The organism is Sphingomonas sp. DC5200-1, from assembly GCF_049897245.1.
In the GTDB taxonomy this organism is placed as follows: Bacteria; Pseudomonadota; Alphaproteobacteria; order Sphingomonadales; family Sphingomonadaceae; genus Sphingomonas; species Sphingomonas aquatilis.
Genome location: NZ_JAFCVW010000004.1, coordinates 409,411 through 432,279, shown reverse-complemented (window position 1 = coordinate 432,279; position 22,869 = coordinate 409,411). Strand labels below are relative to the sequence as shown.

23 protein-coding genes are annotated in these 22,869 nt (G+C 68.9%); 15 read left to right on the top strand and 8 right to left on the bottom strand.

Annotation, left to right across the window (positions count from 1 at the left end; genetic code table 11):
- The first annotated feature begins 13 nt into the window (after window positions 1–13).
- From ACP7A3_RS11110 to ACP7A3_RS11090, 5 genes are all read left to right on the top strand, one after another.
- Window positions 14–394: a response regulator gene (locus tag ACP7A3_RS11110; RefSeq protein ID WP_017980242.1), complete on the top strand. Its 381-nt coding sequence runs from the start codon at window positions 14–16 to the stop codon at window positions 392–394.
- Between the two features lie 20 nt (window positions 395–414).
- Complete coding sequence (locus ACP7A3_RS11105; RefSeq protein ID WP_017980243.1) at window positions 415–858, top strand: chemotaxis protein CheW; 444 nt, start codon at window positions 415–417, stop codon at window positions 856–858.
- Between the two features lie 41 nt (window positions 859–899).
- A complete protein-coding gene (locus ACP7A3_RS11100) occupies window positions 900–1,913 on the top strand; it encodes a chemotaxis protein CheB (protein ID WP_063686656.1) in 1,014 nt (337 codons plus the stop codon).
- On the top strand, window positions 1,910–2,257 hold the full coding sequence (locus ACP7A3_RS11095; protein ID WP_017980245.1) for a hypothetical protein: 348 nt from the start codon (window positions 1,910–1,912) through the stop codon (window positions 2,255–2,257). Before ACP7A3_RS11100 ends, ACP7A3_RS11095 begins: the two co-directional genes overlap by 4 nt.
- A gap of 101 nt (window positions 2,258–2,358) precedes the next feature.
- Window positions 2,359–2,781: a MarR family transcriptional regulator gene (locus ACP7A3_RS11090; RefSeq protein ID WP_017980246.1), complete on the top strand. Its 423-nt coding sequence runs from the start codon at window positions 2,359–2,361 to the stop codon at window positions 2,779–2,781.
- A gap of 283 nt (window positions 2,782–3,064) precedes the next feature.
- Here ACP7A3_RS11090 and ACP7A3_RS11085 read toward each other — a convergent pair whose 3' ends face one another.
- Window positions 3,065–3,295, bottom strand: coding sequence for a hypothetical protein (locus ACP7A3_RS11085; protein WP_017980247.1), 231 nt, complete (start codon window positions 3,293–3,295; stop codon window positions 3,065–3,067).
- An 82-nt stretch (window positions 3,296–3,377) separates the two neighbouring features.
- Here ACP7A3_RS11085 and rarD point away from each other — a divergent pair, with 82 nt between their 5' ends.
- Window positions 3,378–4,286, top strand: a complete 909-nt coding sequence (gene rarD, locus ACP7A3_RS11080) for an EamA family transporter RarD (RefSeq protein ID WP_426255600.1) — start codon at window positions 3,378–3,380, stop codon at window positions 4,284–4,286.
- Here the strand turns inward: rarD and ACP7A3_RS11075 are convergent.
- Window positions 4,253–5,251: a PfkB family carbohydrate kinase gene (locus ACP7A3_RS11075; RefSeq protein ID WP_426255599.1), complete on the bottom strand. Its 999-nt coding sequence runs from the start codon at window positions 5,249–5,251 to the stop codon at window positions 4,253–4,255. The genes rarD and ACP7A3_RS11075 overlap by 34 nt on opposite strands.
- Window positions 5,252–5,429: 178 nt before the next feature.
- Here ACP7A3_RS11075 and ACP7A3_RS11070 point away from each other — a divergent pair, with 178 nt between their 5' ends.
- Window positions 5,430–6,740, top strand: coding sequence for a glycoside hydrolase family 130 protein (locus tag ACP7A3_RS11070; protein ID WP_426255598.1), 1,311 nt, complete (start codon window positions 5,430–5,432; stop codon window positions 6,738–6,740).
- 225 nt (window positions 6,741–6,965) lie between these two features.
- Here ACP7A3_RS11070 and nudC read toward each other — a convergent pair whose 3' ends face one another.
- Genes nudC through ACP7A3_RS11055 form a run of 3 tightly spaced genes read right to left on the bottom strand, consistent with a single transcriptional unit; the run spans window position 6,966 to window position 10,290 of the window.
- Window positions 6,966–7,859, bottom strand: coding sequence for an NAD(+) diphosphatase (gene nudC, locus ACP7A3_RS11065; protein WP_426255597.1), 894 nt, complete (start codon window positions 7,857–7,859; stop codon window positions 6,966–6,968).
- A complete protein-coding gene (locus ACP7A3_RS11060) occupies window positions 7,856–9,235 on the bottom strand; it encodes a serine hydrolase domain-containing protein (protein ID WP_426255596.1) in 1,380 nt (459 codons plus the stop codon). The genes nudC and ACP7A3_RS11060 overlap by 4 nt, the downstream gene beginning before the upstream one ends.
- Window positions 9,232–10,290: an A/G-specific adenine glycosylase gene (locus ACP7A3_RS11055; RefSeq protein ID WP_426255595.1), complete on the bottom strand. Its 1,059-nt coding sequence runs from the start codon at window positions 10,288–10,290 to the stop codon at window positions 9,232–9,234. The genes ACP7A3_RS11060 and ACP7A3_RS11055 overlap by 4 nt, the downstream gene beginning before the upstream one ends.
- A 26-nt stretch (window positions 10,291–10,316) precedes the next feature.
- Between ACP7A3_RS11055 and ACP7A3_RS11050 the strand changes: the two genes are divergently transcribed.
- The 4 genes from ACP7A3_RS11050 to ACP7A3_RS11035 all read left to right on the top strand — a co-directional run bounded on the left by ACP7A3_RS11050 (window position 10,317) and on the right by ACP7A3_RS11035 (window position 15,854).
- The gene (locus ACP7A3_RS11050) at window positions 10,317–10,829 is read left to right on the top strand and encodes a DUF721 domain-containing protein (protein ID WP_226341869.1); all 513 of its coding nucleotides are present in this window, start codon (window positions 10,317–10,319) and stop codon (window positions 10,827–10,829) included.
- Window positions 10,829–11,497 carry a DsbA family protein gene (locus ACP7A3_RS11045; protein ID WP_147036841.1) on the top strand — a complete coding sequence of 223 codons (669 nt, stop codon included), beginning with the start codon at window positions 10,829–10,831 and terminating at the stop codon, window positions 11,495–11,497. The genes ACP7A3_RS11050 and ACP7A3_RS11045 overlap by 1 nt, the downstream gene beginning before the upstream one ends.
- A 23-nt stretch (window positions 11,498–11,520) precedes the next feature.
- Entirely contained in the window at window positions 11,521–12,255 is a 735-nt protein-coding gene (locus tag ACP7A3_RS11040) for a thioredoxin domain-containing protein (protein ID WP_017980256.1), read from the top strand.
- 209 nt (window positions 12,256–12,464) lie between these two features.
- Complete coding sequence (locus ACP7A3_RS11035; RefSeq protein ID WP_426255594.1) at window positions 12,465–15,854, top strand: chromosome segregation SMC family protein; 3,390 nt, start codon at window positions 12,465–12,467, stop codon at window positions 15,852–15,854.
- On the opposite strand, the gene ACP7A3_RS11030 is transcribed toward ACP7A3_RS11035, so the two are convergent.
- Complete coding sequence (locus ACP7A3_RS11030; RefSeq protein WP_426255593.1) at window positions 15,796–16,002, bottom strand: hypothetical protein; 207 nt, start codon at window positions 16,000–16,002, stop codon at window positions 15,796–15,798. The genes ACP7A3_RS11035 and ACP7A3_RS11030 overlap by 59 nt on opposite strands.
- Window positions 16,003–16,120: 118 nt before the next feature.
- Here ACP7A3_RS11030 and ACP7A3_RS11025 point away from each other — a divergent pair, with 118 nt between their 5' ends.
- The 3 genes from ACP7A3_RS11025 to ACP7A3_RS11015 all read left to right on the top strand — a co-directional run bounded on the left by ACP7A3_RS11025 (window position 16,121) and on the right by ACP7A3_RS11015 (window position 19,546).
- Window positions 16,121–17,368, top strand: a complete 1,248-nt coding sequence (locus ACP7A3_RS11025) for a putative DNA modification/repair radical SAM protein (RefSeq protein ID WP_426255592.1) — start codon at window positions 16,121–16,123, stop codon at window positions 17,366–17,368.
- 64 nt (window positions 17,369–17,432) lie between these two features.
- Complete coding sequence (locus ACP7A3_RS11020; protein ID WP_043061101.1) at window positions 17,433–17,915, top strand: hemerythrin domain-containing protein; 483 nt, start codon at window positions 17,433–17,435, stop codon at window positions 17,913–17,915.
- Between the two features lie 236 nt (window positions 17,916–18,151).
- Window positions 18,152–19,546, top strand: coding sequence for a UdgX family uracil-DNA binding protein (locus tag ACP7A3_RS11015; protein WP_426255591.1), 1,395 nt, complete (start codon window positions 18,152–18,154; stop codon window positions 19,544–19,546).
- A 414-nt stretch (window positions 19,547–19,960) separates the two neighbouring features.
- On the opposite strand, the gene ACP7A3_RS11010 is transcribed toward ACP7A3_RS11015, so the two are convergent.
- Window positions 19,961–20,755, bottom strand: coding sequence for an aldo/keto reductase (locus tag ACP7A3_RS11010; protein WP_426255590.1), 795 nt, complete (start codon window positions 20,753–20,755; stop codon window positions 19,961–19,963).
- A gap of 74 nt (window positions 20,756–20,829) precedes the next feature.
- On the opposite strand from ACP7A3_RS11010, the gene ACP7A3_RS11005 reads away from it, so the two are divergent.
- A complete protein-coding gene (locus ACP7A3_RS11005; RefSeq protein ID WP_017980262.1) occupies window positions 20,830–21,468 on the top strand; it encodes a DedA family protein in 639 nt (212 codons plus the stop codon).
- Here ACP7A3_RS11005 and ACP7A3_RS11000 read toward each other — a convergent pair.
- Complete coding sequence (locus ACP7A3_RS11000; RefSeq protein ID WP_426255589.1) at window positions 21,459–22,865, bottom strand: hypothetical protein; 1,407 nt, start codon at window positions 22,863–22,865, stop codon at window positions 21,459–21,461. The two genes, ACP7A3_RS11005 and ACP7A3_RS11000, sit on opposite strands and share 10 nt — an antisense overlap.
- Window positions 22,866–22,869 lie beyond the last annotated feature (4 nt).

Sequence of the window (22,869 nt, the reverse complement as noted above, 5' to 3'; positions counted from 1 at the left end):
AAAAGGAACTGCCGTGTCCAGCATGATCATGACCGTGGACGATTCGCCCAGTATGCGGATGCTGCTGAAGGCAGCGCTGACCGACATGGGCTACAACGTCCTCGAGGCCGAAGACGGCGTCGATGCACTCGAACGGCTCGGTGGCGCCTGTTCGTCGGGCAACGGTCCCGACCTGCTCATCACCGACATCAATATGCCGCGTCTCGATGGCTTCGGCCTGATCGAAAAGGTGCGCGAACAGGACCGGCATCGCAACCTGCCGATCCTGGTGCTCACCACGGAAAGCTCGGATGAAAAGAAGCAGCGCGCGCGCTCGGCGGGCGCTACAGGTTGGATCGTCAAGCCGTTCCATCCCGACAAGCTCGCAGCGGCGATCCGCCGCGTCCTGCACTGATTTGCAACAGGAATAACATCATGTCCCGTCAGCTCATCACCTTCCAGATCGGCGAACAGGTTCTCGGCGTCGACATCATGGCGATTCGCGAAATCCGCGCTTGGTCGCCGGCCACGCCGCTGCCCAACGTGCCCGCCCATGTGCGCGGTGTCGTCAACCTGCGCGGCGTCGTGCTGCCCGTGCTCGATCTCAGCCATCGCCTGGGCTGGGGCTCGACCGACCCGTCGTCGCGCCACGTCATCATCGTCGTGCGGATCGGCGAACAGTTGCAGGGACTTATCGTCGACGCCGTCAACGATATCGTCAGCATTCCTGACGATGGTATGCAGCCGCTGCCCGATATCGGCGAAACGCCCGCCGCCCAATTCCTTGAAGGACTGGCGACGATCGATCAGCGGCTGATCCTAGTGCTCGCGCTGGAGCGGCTGGTCGATAGCTCGGCTTCGCTCTCCGACGCTGCCTGAACGATTACCCTCCGTCTTCTCGTTACCCAAGGATAACAGGCATGGCCGCCGCCCCGGTTAAAGTTCTCGTCGTCGATGATTCGCTCACCATGCGCGCGCTGCTGTCGGGCGCGCTCGAGCGCATTCCGGGCGTCACCGTCGTCGGTTCGGCCGACGGCGCCGAGGAAGCCCGCGTCATGCGCGACAAGCTGGTTCCCGACGTCATGACGCTGGACGTCGAAATGCCGGGGATGAGCGGCCTCGAATATCTCGCCGAGCTGATGGAACAGCGGCCGATGCCGGTCATCATGTTCTCGACGCGGACCGAAGCGGGCGCGGAAGCATCGATCGAGGCGCTGCGGCTGGGCGCGATCGACTGTTTCCCCAAGCCCAAGGTCGCGGTCGCGGCGGAGTTCGACAAGATCCTCGCCAAGCTCGGCAAGCGGATCAAGGCCGCCAAGGGCGCTGCGGTGAAGGCCGCCGGCGCGACCAAGGTGGTGGCCGCGCCGCCGCTCGACTGGAACGGCCGCCTGCTCGCGATCGGCGGTGAGGCTGCGGCAACGCAGACCTTGTTCGAACTGTTCGGCGCCTTCCCGGCGAACTGCCCGCCGACCGTCGTCGTCCAGCATCTGGGCGCCGGCCTCGCCGGTACGATGATCGACAAGCTGGCCGCGGAAATCGCGCCCAAGATCGTGCTGGCCGAAGACGGCATGCCGGTCGAACAGGGCACGATCTATCTCGCGCCCCCGGGCGAGACGCATGTCGTCGTCGATTCCTGGCCGAACGGCAAGCTGCGCATGCTGCCGCGCGATCCGGTTGCGGGCGAGCGGCCGTCGATCTCGATCCTGTTCGCCTCGGTCGCGAAGGCGGCGGGCGCCGAATCGGTCGGCTTGCTGCTGGGCGCGGATGGCGAGGACGGCGATGCCGGCGTGCGCGCTCTGTCGGCGGGCAACGGCTTCTACATCACGCCTGCCGAGGATCGGAGCCAGGGCTATACGATGGCGCGGCGCATGGCGAACCAGCCGGTCCCCGCGGACCAGCTCGCCCGCACCCTTCTGAAACTGTGCAACAAGTGATCGGGCTGCCCGTCGACATGGGATCCGCCACCCCGATCACGCCGGGCTGTGAACCGGCCCTCGCCCATGCGCTGGCGGACGAGCTGGTCGGGATCACCGGCCTGCTCGCCGACCTCGCCTTCGATCTCGCCGGCAATCCCGACACGCTGCGCCACCACATGCACAGCCTGCAGGGGATCGACCGGATCACGCAGGCGCAGCTCGCCGTCGCCGACCTGCTGCGCTCCTGCGCCCCGGTCGAACAGCGGATCGCCGCGGTCACGCTGGAGGAAATGGGCGGCAACATCCGCCGCGCGGTCGATCGCTATCGGGCCGAAGGGGTGCCGATCGACCCAATCGATTGATCGTTTGACCGATATAGTCTCGCACGACACCACTTGATTTCGGACCGGCTAAGTTTATGCGCTGACAGTGAAACCAAAAGCGGGGCACGATGGGAAGCGCAATGCGAGGACAGGACGCCGCTCTGTTTAGCGATCAGAATGCCAATAACGGTCTGCTCTCACCCATCGCGGTGAGCGCGACGCCGGACGAACATCTCTACGCGCTCGCACGGGCCTTCACGGCATCGCGCCGGCGGCTGACCACGCATCTCGATGCGTCGCTGTTCGCCAATCCGGGCCTCGACATCATGCTGTTCCTGTTCGCCGAGGGCCAGGGTGGCCGCGCGGTCACCACGAACGCCTGTTGCGCCGCGGCCGGCGTGCCGCGCACCACGGCGCTGCGCTGGGTGAAGCTGTTGCAGGAACGGGGGCTGATCGACGGCAGCGACGATATCACCGATCGGCGCGTGACGATGCTGGCGCTGAGCGACCGCGCCCGTCAGATCATCCGCACCTGGCTGACCGACATCACTGTAGTACCGTAGACGATCCCGGGTCTCCGCGGTCGCTGCGCGCATAGCACAGCGCGTCGAGCGCATGTGCGACGTAAAGGGCAGCGACCGGACAGTGTTGCTGATCTAACAGCACGAGCACCTCGGACAATTGGGTGCATATCCGCTCGTGCGTCTCGGGCGCCATCCCGTTCTTTCCCAATAAGAACCTATCGACATGACATGACATTTCTGTCATGTCGGCAATCGACGTTTATGCTGGGCTGGTTTTGAAAGCAACCGTTCCGGAGACAATCCTTTTTGCGAGGATAGGCGTCTAATCTTCAACAAGGATGGGATGAGCGGCGCGCAGATCGTCGGCGATCCGTTCGACGATATCATTCTCGGCGGCGGTGCCGGACGGCGTCACCGACCAGTTGCAATGCGGATGGGTGGCGATGGGGTAGACGCGCAGGTCCCCCGTCACCAATCGCCAGCGCCGCCGGTTGCCGCCGGCCCGACGAATCAGCGTCGACAGAAACAGGTCATGGAGCGCGCCGCTGGTCATCGCCCGCCCCTAGCCGGCTGGGGGGCCAAGGAAAAGCGCCGCGCGCTTGCCTCACCCCGATCGACCCGGCACAGCGCGCACCATGTCCGCCGCCTCCTCCACCCGCACCGGCCTGCTCCAGGGCATCGGCGCCTATACGTTATGGGGGGCGCTGCCGCTCTATCTGCACCTGCTGTCGGGTGTCCCGCCGCTCCAGGTGATCGCACACCGCGTGCTCTGGTCGCTGGTCCTGCTCGCGGTGATCGTCGTCGCCACCCGGCGGCTGCGCCCGCTGCTGGCCGTCGCGCGTGGCCGCACCTTGCTGATGCTGGCGGGCAGCGCGACGCTGATCGCGATCAACTGGTTCGTCTACATCTGGGCGGTCGATAACGCGCATCTGGTCGAAGCGAGCCTCGGCTATTTCATCAATCCGCTGGTCAATGTCGCGCTCGGTACGCTGTTGCTGCACGAGCGGCTGGGCCGGGTGCAGGCCATCGCGATCGGACTCGCTGCGTGCGGCGTGCTCATCTTCGCGCTGAACGGCGGCGGCGCGATCTGGATCTCGCTTACCCTGGCGCTCAGCTTCGCCTTCTACGGCTTCCTGCGGAAGATTTGCGCGATCGATTCGCTCGGCGGGCTGACCGTCGAAACCGCGCTGATCACACCCGTCGCGCTCGCCATCCTGATCGTCGCCGGGCGCAACGGCACCTCAGCCTTCGGCAGCGGGACGGGGATGGACCTGCTGCTCGTCCTCGCCGGCCCCGTCACCGCCGCGCCGCTGCTGCTGTTCGCCGCCGCCGCGCGCACGCTGCGCTACACGACGATCGGGCTGCTCCAGTTCATCGCGCCGACGCTCCAGTTCCTTGAAGCGGTGCTGCTCTATCACGAGCCCGTACGCCCGGCGCAGCTCGCCACCTTCGCGCTCATCTGGGCCGGGTGCGGCCTCTATGCATGGAGCAGCGTCGCCGCCGCCGCGGCTCAGCGGCGCACGTCCAGCCCGCCGGCCAGATAGGCGTCGAGGTCCGCCTGCCGGAACAGCGCGGCGTCACCCGGCAGCGAATGTTTCAGCGCGGTCAGCGCCACGCCCGCCTCCGCCGCCGCCGCAATCCCCTGCCCCCGGCGCAGCGCGTGCAGCACGCCCGCCGCAAAGGCATCGCCGCCGCCGATCCGGTCGACGATCCCCGCCAGCGTCACCTGCGGCGTCTCCACCCAGGTCTCGCGCGTGTCGATCCGCGCCGACAGATAATGGAGATCGACATTCTCGACCGTCCGCGCGGTCGAGGCGATCGTCTGCAGCGTCGGAAACGCCGCGAACGCCGCCTCCGCCGCGGCGCGCGCATCGCCCGCCTCGAACGGCGTGCCGAGCAGCAACGCGATATCGCGATGGTTGCCGAAGAACAGGCTGGCCCGCGCGACCAATTGCGTCAGCAGACCACGCGGATCGCCATCCCACCGCTCCCACAATTTCGCGCGGTAATTGCCGTCGAACGATATCGGGATGTTGCGCGCCGCCGCCGCCTCCACCGCCGCGATGGCGCTCTGTGCCGCTACCGCGCCCAGCGCCGGGGTGATCCCTGACAGATGCATGCCATCGACGCCGTCGAGCAGCGCATCCCAGTCCCACGCCGATGCCGGCGCCTCGGCAAAGGCGGAATGCGCCCGGTCGTAGATTACCTCGGTCGCGCGCATCCCGGCGCCGGAGGTGACGAAATACAATCCCATGCGCGCGCCGCCCAGCGCGATGCCGCGCGTATCGACGCCATGGCTGCGCAACGTCGCGATCGCCGATCGGCCGAGGTCGTTGTCCGGCACCTGGCTGGCAAAGCGCACGTCATGGCCCAGCCGCGCGAGCGCCGTCGCGACATTCGCCTCCGCCCCCGCGACCCACACGTCCAGCTTCGGCGTCTGCAACAGGAGCTCGCGCCCCGGCGGCGACAGGCGCAACATGATCTCGCCGAATGCCAGCAACGTCCCCATGAACCCCTCCCGATCCGTTTCCCCGCCTGCCACGTCGCCATGCGCTCGAACAGATGAAAATGGCATCCATCATATGGGAAGGACAGGATGAGCAACATTTCCTGACAGGAAGGACCGACAGGCGACGGACCCGCCGCGCCGGTTCGCGCGTCTATCGCGACAACCTCTGGAGGGTGCCTTGGCCGCAACGTTCGTCCGCCATCTGAAGCCGACGCTGCTTCCCGATCCCAAGCGTACCGTCATCCGTCCCTTCCTGCCCGAAGACCCCGCCCCGTTCGCGGTCGAGGGCGCGCCGCGTGGCGACCGGATCGTCGATCGCCTGCTCGCACTCGACGATGCGCGCACGGCCGACCTCGTCGAGGCGATCGTCGAGGGCCTCGGCGCCCGCCATCGCGAAGTGCCCGCACTGCTGCTACGCCGGTTCGACGAGGTCGCGGCGCAACTCGACCTGTCGCCCGATCTGTCGGAAGCGCGCCGCATGCTGATCGGCGGCTATTGCAGCGCCGAATATTCGTTCGAAGCCGCCGCGCTGTTCAACCCCAGCATCGTCCCCCATCCCGACCAGAGCGACTGCGCGGACGGCGCGATCCGCTTCGTCCTGTCGCTGCGCGGGATCGGCGAGGGGCATTTGTCCTCCGTCACCTTCCGCACCGGCACCTGGGGGCCGGACGACGACGACCTCGTCCTCCATCCGCCCGGACCGCAGGGCGTGCCGCCGGTGGTGGAGGAGCCCGATCCCGAACTCGTCCGCCAGATCGGCGCCAAGGCCCTGGTGCAGCTCAACTGCCGCGACGCGCGCGAGCCGTCCGAAACCGTGCTGTTCCCCGTCGTCCCTAGCCAGAGCCGCGGGATCGAGGACCTGCGCCTCGTCCAGTTCCGCGAGGACGACGGCCGCACCACCTATATGGGCAGCTACACCGCCGTCTGCGCCGAAAGCGCGCGGCAGGAACTGCTTCAGACCGACGATTTCCGCTTGTTCCACATGCACCCGGTCGAAGGGCCGGTGGCGAGCGGCAAGGGTATGGCGCTGTTCCCGCGCAAGATCGGCGGCCAATTCGCCGCGCTGTTCCGCCACGACAATGAAAACCTGTGGTACGCCACCAGCGACACCCCGCTCGCCTGGGACCACCCGGTACGGATCATGGAGCCCGCATACCCCTGGGAATTCGTGCAGATCGGCAATTGCGGCTCTCCGATCGAAATCGACGAGGGCTGGCTGGTCCTCACCCATGGCGTCGGCATGGTCAGAAGCTATTGCATCGGCGCCGCCCTGCTCGACCGCGACGATCCGACGAAGGTGCTCGGCCGCCTGCCCGAACCGATGATCGCGCCCGATGGCGAAACCTGGGACGGCTATGTCCCGAACGTCGTCTATTCCTGCGGCGCCATGGTCCGCGGCCGCACGCTGCTGCTACCCTATGCCCTCGCCGACGACATGACGAGCTTCGCCATCGCGCCCCTCGACGACCTCATCGCAGCGATGCGCTGACCCTCAAAATTTCTCCCCCGCCAGGGCGCATCGGGATGAACGGCCCCCGGCCGTTCAAGATCATGCCGGGGGCATGATCGACCCGATGCGGTGGCAGCGAAGCTGACGGAGGGGGAGGACCGCGGCACTCGTCGTTTTCAGAGTACACCGCCGCCCTCCCCCTCCACCGCCACGCTGGCGCGTGGCGGTCCCCCTCCCCCTTGCGGGGGAGGACTTCGACCCGCTTTACCCCTCAGCCCACACCGTCAGCAGCGTATGCGCGATCGCATAGGGCGGCGGCGGCAGGAACGGGCCGGGTTCTCCCGCCAGCACGGCACGCACCACGTCGCGCTCCACCCAGATCGCATCCTCCAGCTCGTTGGTGTCGAGCGTGATCGTATCGTCCTCCGCCCGGCCGATGCAGGCGATCATCAGCGATGACGGGAACGGCCAGGGCTGGCTTGCGATATAGCGCACGTCGGTGACGCGCACGCCCGCTTCCTCGACGATCTCGCGCGCCACCGCTTCCTCCACCGATTCGGCAGGCTCGACGAAGCCGGCGAGCGCCGAATAGCGCCCCTCGGGCCAGCCCTTGCCGCGCCCCAGCAGCGCGCGGCCGTCATGTTCGGCGATCATGATGACGACGGGGTCGACGCGCGGAAAATGTTCGGTCGCGCAGACGTCGCACTGCCGCCCCCAGCCGCCGCGGAACAGGTGCGTCGTGCCGCCGCAACGGGCGCAGAAGCGATGGCGGCTGTGCCAGTCGATCAGGCTGCGCGCCGCGGCATAGGTCGCCGCCTCGCCCGGCTGAAGGCTGGCGAGCAGGCCCATCAGCGCCGGGCTGCGCATCGCCGGCACCGTACCCTCGCCACTCTGCGGCAACAGCGCGGCGACATGCGCGCGGCCGGCCTCATCCAGCCCCAGCAGGATGACCTCGGCGTCCTCCGGCAGTGCCGCGAGGCTGTCCCACACCAGTCGTCCGTCGTCGTCCGCCGCCGGCATCAGCCCGTCGAGCCGCAGCAACCGCGCCCGCCAGTCGAGCTTCGCCGCCAGCGCCGCCGGATCGTGGCGCAGCGCATCGGCGCGATCGAGCGTGCCGCCCGTGAATCCGATGGCCGTAAATCCGGGGGCGACGCTCATCGCTTGAACCGCGACAGATCGGCGGCCAGCGCGCGCACCGTCTCCTGCCGCACCGGCCAGCGATCGGCGGGGAAATAATTGACCATGATCGTACCGCGCACCTTCTTCACCGGATCCACGAACGCCACCGTGCCCGCCGCACCGCCCCAGCCATAGGTGCCCTTGGAGGGCATGCCCCCCGGCCCATCGGCGAGATACACCGAACCGCCCGCGCCGAAGCCCATCGGCGTCGCGGCCTGCGTGCCCCCGGTATTGCCATCCACCCCGCCGAAGGTGACGCCCGCCGGCAGCAGGTTCGACATGGCGAGCCGCACCGTCTCGGGCTTCATGACCCGCACGCCGTCCAGCGTGCCCTCATCGGCCAGCATGTGCAGGAACCGGTCATAGTCGCGCGCCGACATGACCAGCCCGGCGCCGCCATAGGGAAAGCTCGGCGGCTTCAGCCACACCGACGTCGCACCGGGATCGAGCGGCGACAATTGATCGCCGACGATCGCGTAATTGGTCGCGAGGCGCGATGCGTCACGCGCCGGCACGGTCCAGAAGCTCGACGTCATCTTCAGCGGGTCGAAGAGGCGCTGCTGGACGAAGCGGTCGAACGGCATGCCCGACGCCACCTCGATCACGCGGCCCATCACGTCGAGGCCGATCGAATAATGCCAGCGCGTGCCCGGCTGGTAGACGAGCGGGATGCTCGCGACGCGATCGGCGAAGTCGGCGAGCGTCGCGGGTCGGGTGCGCCGCGCCGCCGCCTCGATCCGCGTGTTCACCGCCGCCGGCAGTATACCCTTCGTCTCCAGCAGCTTGAGCAGGGGGCCCTTGGCGTTGATGTTATAGCCCAGGCCCGACGTATGGGTCAGCAGCTCGCGGATCGTGATCTCGCTTTTTGCCGGCACCGAATCGAGCGTCACGTCCGGGTTGGTGAAGACGCGCATCTGCTTGAAGGCGGGGATATATTTGGACAGCGGGTCGTCGAGGCCGATCTTGCCCTCTTCGATCAGGATCATCGCCGCCATCGCCGTCACCGGCTTGGTCATCGAATAGACGCGCCACAGCGTATCAGGCGTCGCGGCGGGCGCGTCGGCGTCGGTGGCGATCCGCCCGGCCGAGACGAACCAGGTCGGCCGATCGCCCACACCGAAGGCGCCGACGATGCCCGGCATCTTGTCGTCGCGGACATAGCCGTCGAACAGCGCCTGCGTGCCCGGCAGCACCGCACGGCCCAGCGTATCGACCGACCCGCGCTGCACGACCGCAGGCGCGGGTGCGGGTGCGGGTGCGGGTGCGGGTGCGGCCTGGCGTGCCTGCCCCGCAAACCCAGCGCTCGCGACCAGCGCGACCAGACCAGCACCGACGATCCCATGAACGCGCCTCATCCATCCCTCCTCAGCACCGCCGCGGCGGCTTTTGCGAACAGCGTCGGCAGGCCGGCGCGATCCAGATCGTCGATCGGCCACCATTCGCCGTGAAGCGGGTGATGGCCCTCGCCTTCCGCGACGGCAAGCGCCAGTTGCAGATCGAAATGGGTAAAGCCGTGCGCGACAGTTGCGTTGCGCAACTCCCACGCCGCCGCGACCGGCGCATCGGCGAGGCCCGGCGGCGCATCCGCCCACGGCCCGGTCGGCAGCGCGCGCATGCCGCCAAGCAGCCCCTTGCCCGGCCGCCGCACCAGCCACACCGCGCCGGCACGCTCCAGCCAGAAGATCGTGCCGTGCCGCTGCGGCTTGGCCTTCTTCGCCGCCTTCACCGGCAGCCGCTCGGGATCGCCCTCGCGGAACGCCCGGCATTCGCCCTGCAACGGGCACAGCAGGCACGACGGCTTCTTCGGCGTGCAGATGCCCGACCCCAGATCCATCATCGCCTGCGCAAAGTCGCCCGCGCGCGCATCCGGCGTCACCCGATCGGCCGCCGCACGGATCGCCATCCGCGCGCCCGGCAACGCCTCGCGAATCGCGAACAGCCGCGCGACGACGCGCTCGACATTGGCATCGACCACCACCGCGCGTTGTCCAAAGGCGATCGCCGCCACCGCCGCCGCGGTATAGGCGCCCAGGCCCGGCAGCGTCCTGAGCGTCGCCTCGTCTGGAGGGAACGCGCCATTATGCTCCGCCACCACGACCTTCGCCGCCGCCACCAGATTGCGCGCGCGGGCATAATAGCCCAGCCCCGCCCAGGCGGCCATCACCTCCGCCTCGTCCGCCGCCGCAAGAGCATCGAAATCCGGCCAGCGCGCCACCCACGCCTCGAACCGCGGCCGCACCGCCGCGACCGTGGTCTGCTGAAGCATCACCTCCGACAGCCACACGCGATACGGGTCCGCCATCTCGCCGGGCAGCGCCCGCCACGGCAACGCGCGGCGGTGAACGTCGTACCAGGCGAGTAGAAGCGGCGCGATCGCCGCAGGTTCGGGATAAGAGCGTGTAGCGTCCACGCATCCGCTATGGCATGGAGCCGCGGATGAGCAAGCGCGCCCGCGCCACCGATACCGAAGCCCCTCGCCAGAATCGCGCCCGCGCGGTCAGCGAACTGCTGCCCGCGATCCATGGCGCCGCATTCAAGCGATTCGGCTTTGTGCAGAGCGCGCTCGTCACGCGCTGGCCGGAGATCGTCGGCGAACGCTGGGCGGCGGCATCGGCACCCGAATCGCTGCGCTTCCCGCCGGGGCAGAAGGCGGACGGCGTGCTCACCATCGTCGTGCGCGGCGCGCATGCCCCGATGATGCAGCATATCGCGCCCGAGATCGTCGAGCGCGTCAACCGCTTCTTCGGCTATGCCGCGGTCGCGAAACTGACGATCCGCCAGGGCGACGTCGCCAAGCGTATGCCGCGCAGCGCCCCCGCCGCCCCGCGTGAGGCGCCCGCCGAGATCGGCGAAGGGTTGAAGACGATCGCCGACCCCGAATTGCGCGCCGTGCTCGAAGCTCTCGCCGCCGGCGTCCACGCGCCGCGCACCCTGCCCAGGATCAGCTGATGCCGCTTTCCCGTTTGCTCCCGATCGCGCTTCTCACGGTGGCCGCCACCGCGCCCGTCACCGACTGGTCGGCCGCGCCTGCGCACCAGACCGCGAAGGGCGCCTATGTCTTCGGCAACCCCACCGCGCGCGTGAAGCTGATCGAATATGGCAGCTACACCTGCCCGCACTGCGCCGTCTTCGCTAAAGAGAGCGAGCCGGAGCTGAAGGGCAAGATGATCCGCTCGGGCGGGCTCAGCCTTGAATACCGCCACCTGATCCGAGATCCCGCCGATCTGGGCGCGGCGATCCTCGCCCGCTGCGCGGGGCCCCGCGGTTTCGCGGGCGCGCATGCGATGATCTTCGCGACGCAGCCGGTGTGGCTGAAGAAGGTCGGCGAGTATCAGGCGGCGCATCCCGACATCGATACCAAGCCGCCGATCGTCCAGGCGCGCACCTATGCCGATGCCGGCGGCCTCACCGCCGCGATGCGTGCCCGCGGCCTGACGCCGGCCCGGATCAACGCCTGTTTCGCCGACAAGGCAGAGGTCGCGCGGATCACCGCGATGACCGGCGACGCGCCGATCGAGGTGAACAGCACCCCCAGCTTCTATGTCGACGGCACGCTGCAACCGCCGGGCGACTGGAACACCCTCGCCCCCGTACTGCGTGCCAAGGGCCTCAAGTGATTTTCGTGATGGAGCGTAACGCCATGAAGACCCGCCTCACCGCCGCCTTGCTCGTCCTGCCGCTGGCGCTCAACGCCTGTTCGAAGGATGGCACCGGCACCCCCGCCGCGCCCGCCAGCCCCGTCGCCGCTGTCGCCGCGCCGTCGGGCCAGAACTGGACCGACGTCGTCTCGCGCACCGCGGAAGGCACGATCGTCGGCAACCCGAACGCGCCGATCAAGGTCGTCGAATATGGCTCGCGCCTATGCCCGGTCTGCGGCGCCTTCGCGCGCGACGGCTTCGAATCGCTGATGAATTACGTGAAATCTGGCAAGGTCAGCTTCGAATATCGCGAATTCCTGGTCCACGGCGCCCCGGACGTACCCCCTGCGCTGCTCGGCAATTGCGCGGACAAGGCCGCATTCTTCCCGATCCTCGAACAGATGTATCAGTCGCAGGAAGGCTTCCTCAACAAGCTCCAGGCGATGACCCCCGCGCAGCAGCAGCAGTTGCAGACCGCCAAGCCCGTCGACGCGATCAAGATGATGGCGCAGCAGATGGGCCTGATCGACTTCGCCAAGCAGCGCGGCATCCCCGAAGCCAAGGCGATGCAGTGCCTCGGCGACATGAGCCAGATCGACCGCTGGACCAAGCAGACGCAGGACAAGGGCGCCGACGGCACCGTCACCGGCACGCCGACGCTCCTCATCAACGGCAAGAAAACCGACGTCAGCAGCTGGGGCCAGTTCGAACCGCTGCTCAAGGCCGCGGGCGCGTAAAGGGTTTTCGCGCGAAGACGCGAAGACGCAAAGAGGTCGCGCATGCGGCGCAGCCGCCCCTATCTAGCGCCGATCGCCTATGCGGTTCGGGTGCGAGAGGGGAATGCCTGCGGCGCCAAGCCTGACCTCTTCGCGTCTTCGCGTCTTCGCGTGAATCAAAAAACGCCGCGCAGCTTGCCACCGCACAACAGAACAGCCACCCCACCCTCGTGCAGATCAAGCGGCTCCGCATTGCCGGGTTCAAAAGCTTCGTCGACCCCGCCGACCTCCATATCGAGCCGGGGCTGACCGGCGTCGTCGGCCCGAACGGCTGCGGCAAGTCCAACCTGCTCGAAGCGCTGCGCTGGACGATGGGCGAATCGAGCGCCAAGTCGCTGCGCGGCGCGGGGATGGAGGACGTCATCTTCGCCGGCACCGCGACGCGCCCGCCGCGCGCCTTCGCCGAAGTCTCGATCCTGCTCGACGCCGCGGACGGCGACGAGCGCGAAGTCGTCCGCCGCATCGAACGCGGCGCCGGCAGCGCCTATCGCATCGACGGCCGCGACGTGCGCGCCAAGGACGTCGCGCTCCTGTTCGCCGACGCCGCCACCGGCGCGCACAGTCCCGCGCTCGTCAGCCAGAACCGGATCAGCGCGGTCATCGCCGCCAAGCCAGCCGAACGCCGCGCGATGCTGGAAGAAGCGGCGGGGATCGCCGGCCTCCACGTCCGCCGCAAGGACGCCGAACAGAAACTGCGCGCGACCGAAGCGAACCTCGAACGCCTCGGCGAACTGATCGCCGATCAGGACGCGCGCGCCGCCTCCTTGCGCCGCCAGGCCCGCGCCGCCGAACGCTATCGCGAGCTGTCGGCGAAGATCCGCCTCGCCGAAGCGCGCATGATCTTCGCGCGCTGGCGCGACGCCGCCGCGGCCGCCGATGCCGCGCGCGCCGAAGCGACCGCCGCCGACACCCGCGTCGCCGAGACGACCGACGCCGAACGCATCGCCGCCGCCGCACAGGCCGACGCCATGGCCGCCGTCGCCACCACCCGCGCCGCCGCGCTCGCCGCGCGAGACGCCGCCAACGATCTCGGCCACCGCCTCACCACGCTCCGCGCGCAACGCGCCGCCGCCGCGCGCCGGGTGAGCGAATTGGACGAGGCGCGCCGCCGCATCGCCGACGATCGCGCACGCGAAGGCACGCTCGCCGCCGATGCCGCGCAGGCGCTCGCCCGCCTCGCCGACGAGGTGAAGGCGCTCGACCGCGCGATCCTCTCCGCCGCCGACGAGGCGCCCCGCCTCGACGCGACGCTCGCCGACGCCGAACGCCACGCCCGCGATGCCGAGGTCGCCCTCGCCCAGGGCCTCGCGCGCCAGGCGAGCGAAGCCGCCGAAACCCGCGTCGCCGATGCCGCGCTCGCCGCTGCCCGCGCCCGTGCCGACCGCGCCCGCCGCGACGTCGCACAGGTCGCCCAGGCGCTCGCCGCGCTGGGCGACGCCGCCCCGCTCACTGCCGCCCGTGACGAGGCCGCCACACGCCGGCAACAGGCCCTCGCCCGCGCCGAACAGGCGCGCGACGCGCTGGCCCAGGCGGAGGTGGAGGAACGCGCCGCCATCGCCGGCCGCGACGCCGCCGAAACCACCCGCGCCGCCACCCGCGCCGACCTCGCCCAGATCGATGCCGAGATCGCCGCGCTTACCCGCGCCACCCAGCGGACGGGCAAGCAAAAGCTGCTCGATCGCCTCGCCCCCGCCGCCGGCTACGAACGCGCGCTCGCCGCCGCGCTTGGCGACGAGCTGGAGGGCGACCCCGCCGCCTGGACCGGTGCCACGCCGCAGCCGGGCGATCCCGCCCCGCCGCCCGGCACGACGTCGCTTGCCGACCACGTCACCGCCCCCGCCGCGCTTGCCCGCCGCCTCGCCCAGTCCTTCGTCGCCGATACCGACGACGGCCAGCCGCTCGCGGTCGGCCAGCGCCTCGTCACCCCGGCCGGGCACACGCGCCGCTGGGACGGCCATGTCGCGAGCGGCAGCGGTGCCGCCGCGGCGGAGCGGCTCGAACGCCTCAACCGCCTGAAAACCCTGCAGGCGGCACGCCCCGCCGCCGCCGCCATCGCGGAGGCCGCCGACACCGCCCGCGCCGACATCGACCGCCGCATCGCCGCCGCCCGGACGGCCGCGCAAGCCGCCCGATCTGCCCTCACTCAGGCCGACACCGCCATCCGCGATGCCGAACGCGCCGAAGACCGCGCCACCACCGCGCTCGAACGCCTCGCCGGGCAGCGCGCCGATCTCGACGCCCGCGCGTTGCGCGTCGCCACCGAACACGACGAGGCCGAGGCAGACCGCGCCGCCGCCGAAACCGCGCGCGCCGCTCTGCCCGACGGCCGCGACAGCGCCGCCGCGGTCGCCGCCCTCTCCGCCGTCGCCGAGCGCTGCCGCACCGCCGTCGCGCAGGCGCGTGGCGAGCGCGCCGCGCTCGACCGCGCGGTCCAGTCCAACCGTGAGAGGCTAGCCGCCGCGCAAGCCGACACCCGCAGCTGGCGCGCCCGCGCGGGCGAGGCCGCCAAGCGCATCGCCGACATGGACGTCCGAGAGGTCGCGCTCGCCAAAGAGGCTGCCGATGCCGCCGATCGCCCCGCCGCGCTCGACGCCGCGATCGCCACCGCCCATGCCGAACATGACGCCGCCCGCCGGGACGCGGATATGCACGCCGCCGCCGAACGCGACGCCGATGCCGCCGCCCGCCGCGCCGACGACGCGCAACGCCGCGCGATCGAGGCGCTGTCTCAAGCCCGCGAAGCCCGCGCCGGCGCCGCCGCCCGCCTCGAATCGCAGGAATTACGCCGCGTCGAGATGGGCCGCCTGTCGGGCGAACGTTTCGAATGCCCCGCCCCCGTGCTTCCCGAACGCCTGGGTTTCGCCGGCACCGACGTCGGCACACCCGCCGCGGAAAGCAGCGCCCACGAACGCCTCACCGCCGATCGCGAGCGCATCGGCCCGGTCAACCTCGTCGCCGAACGCGAGCTCGCCGAGCTGGAAGCGAGCGGCAAGAGCAACGCCGCCGAACGCGACGAATTGGTCGAGGCGGTCCACCGCCTGCGCGGCTCGATCGGCACGCTCAACCGCGAAGGCCGCCAGCGTCTCACCGCCGCGTTCGAAGCCGTCGACGGCCATTTCCGCCGCCTGTTCACCACGCTGTTCGACGGGGGCGCCGCGCACCTCGCGCTGGTCGATTCGGACGATCCGCTCGAGGCGGGGCTGGAGATCATGGCGCAACCACCCGGCAAGCGACTGCAGTCGCTCACATTGCTCTCAGGCGGCGAACAGGCGTTGACCGCGGTCGCGCTGATCTTCGCCTTGTTCCTCACCAACCCAGCGCCGATCTGCGTCCTCGACGAGGTCGATGCGCCGCTGGACGACGCCAATATCGAACGCTTCTGCGACCTGCTCGACCGGATGACGCGCGAAACGCAGACCCGTTATCTGATCGTCACGCACAATGCGGTGACGATGAGCCGCATGCACCGCTTGTTCGGCGTCACCATGGTCGAACGCGGCGTCAGCCGGCTGGTATCGGTCGATCTGGGCGGTGCGACCAGCCTGCTCGCGGCGGAATAGCGGCGCGCAGGCCGGCCAGCACGCGGCCGGTATAGGCAAGGCACATCGCCTGATGCGCCGCCGCCGCGGCGGGATGGTCCGCCTGGATCGACCGCACCGCCTCGGCGAACGAGCGCGCGGACAGATAGGGCATGTCCTCTGTCGTCATCTCCGACTCTCCTTGGCGGGCCTTATCGCGCACCATCATTGCGGGGCGATGACTGAGACCAAAAATCGTGTTGCCTCCGCCCCTTGCCGGCGACGATCGCGGAACGTATATAGAACGAATGGCCCAGCTCGACACCCGCCAGAAGCTGGAAATCCTCGCCGATGCGGCGAAATACGATGCGTCCTGCGCCTCGTCGGGCACCGCCAAGCGCAACAGCCGGGACGGCAAGGGACTGGGCTCGACCGAGGGCATGGGCATCTGCCACGCCTACGCCCCCGACGGTCGCTGCATCAGCCTGCTCAAGATCCTGCTGACCAACAGCTGCATCTTCGACTGCCATTATTGCATCAACCGCAAGAGCAGCAACGTCCGCCGCGCGCGCTTCACCGCCAAGGAGGTCGTCGACCTGACGATCGCCTTCTACAAGCGCAACTATATCGAGGGGCTGTTCCTCTCGTCCGGCATCATCAAATCGTCGAACTACACGATGGAGCAGATGGTCGAGGTCGCGCGGTCGTTACGCGAAGACCATCACTTCCGCGGCTATATCCATCTTAAGACGATCCCCGACGCCGACCCGATGCTGGTCCATCAGGCCGGCCTCTACGCCGACCGCGTCTCGATCAATGTCGAACTGCCGACGGTCAGCGGCCTGAAGCGCCTCGCCCCCGAAAAGGACGGCACCCGGATCGAAGGCGCGATGCGCGACGTGAAGGGTGCGATCGCCGACAATGGCGATGCACGCAAGAAGTACAAATCCGCCCCCCGCTTCGCCCCCGCCGGCCAGTCGACGCAGATGATCGTCGGCGCCGACGCCGCCACCGATGGCGAAATCGTCGCACGCGCCTCGACGCTCTACGATCGCTTTGGCTTGCGCCGCGTCTATTACAGCGCGTTCAGCCCGATCCCCGACGCCAGCACCGTGCTGCCGCTGCAACGCCCGCCGTTGATGCGGGAACATCGCCTGTATCAGTCCGACTGGCTGATGCGCTTCTACGATTACAGCCCGGCCGAGGTCGTCGCCGCCGCGGACGACGCGACCGGCATGCTGCCGCTCGACATCGACCCGAAGCTCGCCTGGGCACTCAAGTTTCGCGACCGCTTCCCGGTCGACGTCAACCGCGCGCCCCGCGAAATGCTGCTCCGCGTGCCCGGCCTCGGCGTGAAAGCGGTCGACCGCATCGTCGCCACCCGCCGCTGGCGTCGCCTGCGCCTGGACGATGTCGCGCGCCTGACGGTCAGCGTCGCCAAAGTCCGCCCCTTCATCGTCGCAGAGGATTGGCGCCCGGTCCTGCTCAGCGACCGCGCCGACCTGACGCCGCTCGTCGCGCCCAAAAAGCAGCAGCTTGAACTCTTCGCCGCATGAGAATGACTCGCGAGTGAAACGCCGTGCGCGCTCGCCGGTTGGGCGATGCGAAGGAGACACACCCATGGCCCTCGCCGACATCTACGCAGACCTGAAGCGCGACCACGACAAGCAGCGCAAGATGCTGAAGGAGCTGGCCGAACTGACCGATACGGCCAAGCGCGGCAAATTGTTCGAAACCTTCCGCCTCGAAGTGCAGGCACATGCCGCCGCCGAGGAGGAATCGCTCTACGCCACGATGCTGCGCGACCCCGAACTGCGCGACGACGCGCGCCATTCGGTGTCCGAGCACAAGGAGGTCGACGACCTGCTCGCCGAAATGACCGAGCTGGAGGTGTCGTCGGACGAGTGGAACGAGAAGTTCTTCCACATGCGTCGCCGCTACGAACACCACATCACCGAGGAAGAGGAAGAGATGTTCCCCGCCGCGGCCGACGAGCTCGACAGCAAGACCGAGAAGGAACTCGCCGCGATCTACGAAGAGCGCAAGCCCGAGGAGCTGAAGCTTGCCAAGGAAAAGCCCGCCGGCGGCGACGACCGCGACTGATCGGTGAGGTTCGGTACGCCTACCCCAACCACCCCGTCACCCCGGACTTGGTCCGGGGTCCACCGGCCCACGGGGGGACGTCTCGCGCTACTGTCTCCATCGCCTGCCCCAAATACCTCGTCACTCCGGACTTGTTCCGGAGTCCACCGGGCCGCGAGGGAACTGCAAGAGGCCCCAGCCATCCCCCTCGCCGCAGAGTGGACCCCGGAACGAGTCCGGGGTGACGAAAGAGTGTGATGCGCATAATCACCCTCCCCACCCCCGACGACTTCGACGCGTGGCGCGACGCCGCCCGGCCCCTCGCCGCAGCCGACGTCCCCCCGGATGACATCGTCTGGCAGGTCGGCGACACCCCCGCCGACCTGTTCGCCACCGCCGCCGACAACACGCCCACGCCGCCCGCCAGTGGCACCCTCTCCGTCCCCCGCGCCTTCATCGATCTCGCCCGCAGCGTCGTGTTGTCGAGCGATCCCGAACGGTTCGCGCTCCTCTACACCGCGCTCGCCCGCCTGCGCCGCGAACCGAAACTGATCGAGGATCAGGCCGACCCGCTCGTTCGCCGTCTCGAAGGCCTCGCCAAATCGGTTCGCCGCGACATCCACAAGATGCGCGCCTTCCTCCGCTTCCGCGAGGAACAGGACGATGAGGGCACGCGCTACGTCGCCTGGTTCGAACCGGACCATCATATCGTCCGCGCCAACGCCGCCTTCTTCGTCAACCGCTTCGCCAGCATGCGCTGGTCGATCCTGACGCCCGAGGTCTCGCTCCACTGGGACGGCAAGGCGCTGTCCGAAGGACCCGGCGCACAAAAGGCCGACGCGCCCGACGGCGATCCCACCGAAGAGGTGTGGAAGACCTATTACGCCAGCATCTTCAACCCCGCGCGCGTCAAGATCGGCGCGATGCTGAAGGAAATGCCGCGGAAGTATTGGAAGAACATGCCCGAAACCGCGCTGGTCGGGCAGCTGATCGCCGGCGCACAGGCACGGGAAAGCGGCATGATCACCCAGTCACGCGAGGCGCCGGCCATCGGCGACAATGCCACCGCCGCCTGGGCGGCGCTGCGCGACGAAGCGGCGGCCTGCACCCGCTGCCACCTCTACAAGCACGCGACGCAGACCGTCTTCGGCGAAGGCCCGGTCGATGCGCCGCTGATGTTCGTCGGCGAACAGCCGGGCGATCAGGAGGACCTCGCCGGCACGCCGTTCGTGGGCCCCGCCGGACAGGTGTTCAACCGCGCCATCGCCGAAGCCGAGATCGACCGCGCCCGCGTCTACGTCACCAATGCGGTGAAGCACTTCAAATTCGAACAGCGCGGCAAGCGCCGCATCCACGCCAAGCCCGACACCGGCGAAATCCAGGCCTGCCGCTGGTGGATCGAACAGGAACAAATGCTCATCCGCCCGCGCGTCACGGTCGCGCTCGGCGCCACCGCCGCACGTTCCTTACTGGGCCGGACGGTCACGATCGGCCGCGAACGCGGCAAAGCCATCACCCTCCCCGAGGGCGGCGAGGCTTGGATCACCGTCCACCCCAGCTATCTGCTGCGCCTGCCCGACGAAACGCAAAAGGCCGACGAATACGCGCGCTTCGTCGAAGACCTGAAACAGGCGAAGGCAGCGCTAGGCTAACGCTGAGTCTGCCCCGGGCCCTATGCGGAAACGCCCCCTCCACCACCGGACTGCGCCCGGCGGCCCCCCTCCCCCGCTAAAGCGAGGGAGGACAACCCAAGTCCTCCCCCGCCAGGGGGAGGTGGCACCGCAAAGCGGTGACGGAGGGGGAGGGAAGCGACGCCCTCGCGATATACGAGATGCCGACAACCGCTCCGGCCCCGACTACATCGCCTCGCTGTAACGAACCTGTTGGAGGCTCTCTACAACAAGACATTGGCACGGCAGGGGAATTCCCAGTCGCCGTCCTACATCGGCCTCTTCAGATAGATCGAATCTTCAGATCCGCTCGTTCTCATCATCACGTCACGTACGGAAACGATAGGGCCAAATCGTTTCCGTTAAGGTGTTCGTATTGCCCATGTCGCGGACCCATCACATCGCCCGCGCGTCCTCGCCCATCCGCTCCTGCCGGTCGAGCGCATCGATCGCGGCCATATCTTCGTCGTCCAGCGTCAGGTCCGCCGCGACGAAATTATCGCGCATATGCTCCGGATCCGCCGCCTTCGGGATCACCGAAAAGCCATGCCCCAGATGCCAGGCCAGCACCACCTGTGCCGCCGACCGCGCATGCTTGTCCGCGATGCGTACGATCGCCGCGTCCTGCAACAGGTCGCCACCCTGCCCCAGCGGGCTCCAACTCTGCGTTACGATGCCATGCGCCTCGTGATACGCCCGCTCTTCCAGCCGCTGGTGCCGCGGGTGCAGCTCGATCTGGTTGAGCACCGGCGTCACGCCCGTCGCATCGATAATCGCGTCGAGATGCTCGGGCAGGAAGTTCGACACGCCGATCGATCGCGTCTTGCCCGCGTCACGCAGGCGCACCAGCGCCTTCCACGCCTCGACATACTGCCCCTGCCCCGGCGCGGGCCAGTGGATCAGATACAGGTCGACCGCGTCCATCCCCAGCAGCGCCAGGCTCTCGTCCAGCGCGGCCTCGGGATCGCCCTGCCGGTCGTTCCACAGCTTGGTCGTGACGAAGGCCTCGCTGCCCGCCAGCCCTTCGCCGACGCCGCGTTCGTTGCGATAGATCGCCGCGGTGTCGATCAGCCGGTATCCGGCATCGAGCGCGCCGCGCACCACCAAAGGTGCCTGCGCATCGGGCAGTTTCCAGGTGCCGAAGCCCAATTGGGGCATGGTCCGGCCATCGTTCAGCGTCAGATCGGTCATCGTCGCACGGCGTCCCAGCAGCGTATCCGGTTCCCCCTTCCCTAAACCCGTGCGATCCGCCAAGCCCCCCGCCCATGTTCGAGAAAATCCTGGGCGTCCTCGCCACCTTCACGATCTGGGTCATCTCCAGCGGCGGCTACGTCGGCATCGCGATCCTGATGGCGATCGAAAGCGCCTGCATTCCCCTGCCGTCCGAGATCATCATGCCGTTCGCGGGCTATCTCGTCTCGACCGGCCGCTTCGACCTGTATCTGGCGGCGACCGCGGGCGCGATCGGCTGCAACCTCGGCTCGATCGTCGCCTATGAGATCGGCAAGCGCGGCGGCCGCCCGGTCGCGGAACGCTGGGGCCGCTATCTGCTGATCGGCCCGGGCGAGCTCGACGCCGCCGATCGCTTCTTCGCGCGCTGGGGTTCGATCGCGGTGCTGATCGGCCGCCTGCTCCCCGTCATCCGCAGCTTCATCGCCTTCCCGGCGGGCGTCGCGCGGATGCGGCTGGTGCCCTTCCACGTCTACACCTTCCTCGGCAGCTGGCCCTGGTGCTTCGGCCTCGCCTGGGTCGGCATGAAGCTGGGCAGCAAGTGGGACAGCGACCCCCGCGTCAAGGCCGCCTTCCACCGCGCGGACCTCGCGATCGGCATCGTCCTGATCGCCCTCGTCGCCTTCTACATCTGGCACCGCGTCCGCGGCCTGAAGCGCACGCCTCAGGCCTGAACCCGCCGCACCCGCCAGGCAAGCCATCCCAGCATCGGCAGCGCGAGCGCGCACCACCAGCGGAAGCCCGCCCAGGGGCTCAAGCCGAACCACTCGCTCGGCATGGTGCGCAGGACACCGTTGGCGAACGGCCCGGCGATCACCGCCTGCCATACCGGAAAGGCGCTGCCCGGCGGCGCGAAAATCTCCGCCGAGGCGATCGCCGCATTGATCGCGATCGATAGCGCCAGTAGCAGCGCCATGCCGATCCGGATGCTGCGGTCGCCGGCATGCGCCCAGGCCGCGGCGAGGCCCATCGCCAGCGACGGCACCGCGGGGATTGCGAACCGTGGCCCGGTGGTGTTGCCGCCCTGCCAATAGACATAGGCCGCATTGACCAGCAGCACGACGATCGCCGCCAGCGCTGCCGCAACCGCCAGGCTGCACGTCCGCGGTCGCTGTCCCCACATCCATAGGCCATATGGCGCCAGCACCAGCACCGGCGCGACCCAGACCAACCCATAGCGTGCGCCGATCGTCACCTCGCGCAGCACCGACAGCCGCGGCACGCCCAGCCCGAACAGCCCTTGGTGCATGCCCTCCCAGCCGACGACGCCGGCATAGCCGATCCGGAACGGCGTGCCGAAGGCGACGAGGTTGTAGGTCGCGAACGGGACCAGCGCGATCGCCCCGCCGATCAGCGCCGCGCCGATCAGCCAGGCGCGATCCGCCCGCTCGCGCGCCGCCCACGCCGCCCACAGCGCAATCACTGCGCCGGCCAGCACCGCCTGATGCTCGACCACCACCGCCCAACCGAGCGCCACGCCGGCCAGCAGCGCATGGCCGCTCGCCCCCCGCGGCAGGGACAGTCCGCGCCACACAGCCCAGATCGCCACGACATACAGGTCCGCGACCACCGCATGCCCCAGCAGCGTCGTCGACCAGCCCCACACCGGCGTACCGAGCGCATAGCCCAACGCAGCGAACAGCCCCGCGCTCGCGCTGCCGCTCAGCCCCACGCCCAGATCGAACAGCAGCACCGCGGCGAGCGCGGTCAGCAGCGCGGGCCCCATGGCCACCGCCAGCCGCACGCGCAGCCGCAGGTAGCGATCGAAGTCATAGCCCCCGATCGCGCTGTCGTAATGGCTCGCCCGATCGCCGGTGACACGATCGGCGATCCACACCGCGGGCAGTGCCATCAGCGTCATGCCCGGTGGCTTGTCCAGATAGGTGCGCCCGCCGAACATCGCCTTGTCGATCGTCAGCGTGGCATAGGGATCGATCGAGGCATCGCCGCGCTCGACCAGCCCGATCGCGGCGTACATCCGCGTCGCCTGATTGTCGTTGCGCTCCCACGATCCGAACCAGACACAGCTCAGCCAGACGAGTGCGAACAGGACGATGCGGACGCCGCGCATGTGC

What these genes read in the sequence shown, in the direction of transcription:
- ACP7A3_RS11105 (WP_017980243.1), top strand. Translation starts at nt 415, where the DNA reads ATGTCCCGTCAGCTCATCACCTTCCAGATCGGCGAACAGGTTCTCGGC.
- ACP7A3_RS11005 (WP_017980262.1), top strand. Translation starts at nt 20,830, where the DNA reads ATGTTCGAGAAAATCCTGGGCGTCCTCGCCACCTTCACGATCTGGGTC.
- ACP7A3_RS11090 (WP_017980246.1), top strand. Translation starts at nt 2,359, where the DNA reads ATGCGAGGACAGGACGCCGCTCTGTTTAGCGATCAGAATGCCAATAAC.
- ACP7A3_RS11030 (WP_426255593.1), bottom strand. Translation starts at nt 16,002, where the DNA reads ATGACGACAGAGGACATGCCCTATCTGTCCGCGCGCTCGTTCGCCGAG.
- nudC (WP_426255597.1), bottom strand. Translation starts at nt 7,859, where the DNA reads ATGAGCGTCGCCCCCGGATTTACGGCCATCGGATTCACGGGCGGCACG.
- ACP7A3_RS11085 (WP_017980247.1), bottom strand. Translation starts at nt 3,295, where the DNA reads ATGACCAGCGGCGCGCTCCATGACCTGTTTCTGTCGACGCTGATTCGT.
- ACP7A3_RS11040 (WP_017980256.1), top strand. Translation starts at nt 11,521, where the DNA reads ATGAAGACCCGCCTCACCGCCGCCTTGCTCGTCCTGCCGCTGGCGCTC.
- ACP7A3_RS11075 (WP_426255599.1), bottom strand. Translation starts at nt 5,251, where the DNA reads ATGGGGACGTTGCTGGCATTCGGCGAGATCATGTTGCGCCTGTCGCCG.
- rarD (WP_426255600.1), top strand. Translation starts at nt 3,378, where the DNA reads ATGTCCGCCGCCTCCTCCACCCGCACCGGCCTGCTCCAGGGCATCGGC.
- ACP7A3_RS11015 (WP_426255591.1), top strand. Translation starts at nt 18,152, where the DNA reads ATGCGCATAATCACCCTCCCCACCCCCGACGACTTCGACGCGTGGCGC.
- ACP7A3_RS11050 (WP_226341869.1), top strand. Translation starts at nt 10,317, where the DNA reads ATGAGCAAGCGCGCCCGCGCCACCGATACCGAAGCCCCTCGCCAGAAT.
- ACP7A3_RS11020 (WP_043061101.1), top strand. Translation starts at nt 17,433, where the DNA reads ATGGCCCTCGCCGACATCTACGCAGACCTGAAGCGCGACCACGACAAG.
- ACP7A3_RS11100 (WP_063686656.1), top strand. Translation starts at nt 900, where the DNA reads ATGGCCGCCGCCCCGGTTAAAGTTCTCGTCGTCGATGATTCGCTCACC.
- ACP7A3_RS11025 (WP_426255592.1), top strand. Translation starts at nt 16,121, where the DNA reads ATGGCCCAGCTCGACACCCGCCAGAAGCTGGAAATCCTCGCCGATGCG.
- ACP7A3_RS11060 (WP_426255596.1), bottom strand. Translation starts at nt 9,235, where the DNA reads ATGAGGCGCGTTCATGGGATCGTCGGTGCTGGTCTGGTCGCGCTGGTC.
- ACP7A3_RS11000 (WP_426255589.1), bottom strand. Translation starts at nt 22,865, where the DNA reads ATGCGCGGCGTCCGCATCGTCCTGTTCGCACTCGTCTGGCTGAGCTGT.
- ACP7A3_RS11045 (WP_147036841.1), top strand. Translation starts at nt 10,829, where the DNA reads ATGCCGCTTTCCCGTTTGCTCCCGATCGCGCTTCTCACGGTGGCCGCC.
- ACP7A3_RS11010 (WP_426255590.1), bottom strand. Translation starts at nt 20,755, where the DNA reads ATGACCGATCTGACGCTGAACGATGGCCGGACCATGCCCCAATTGGGC.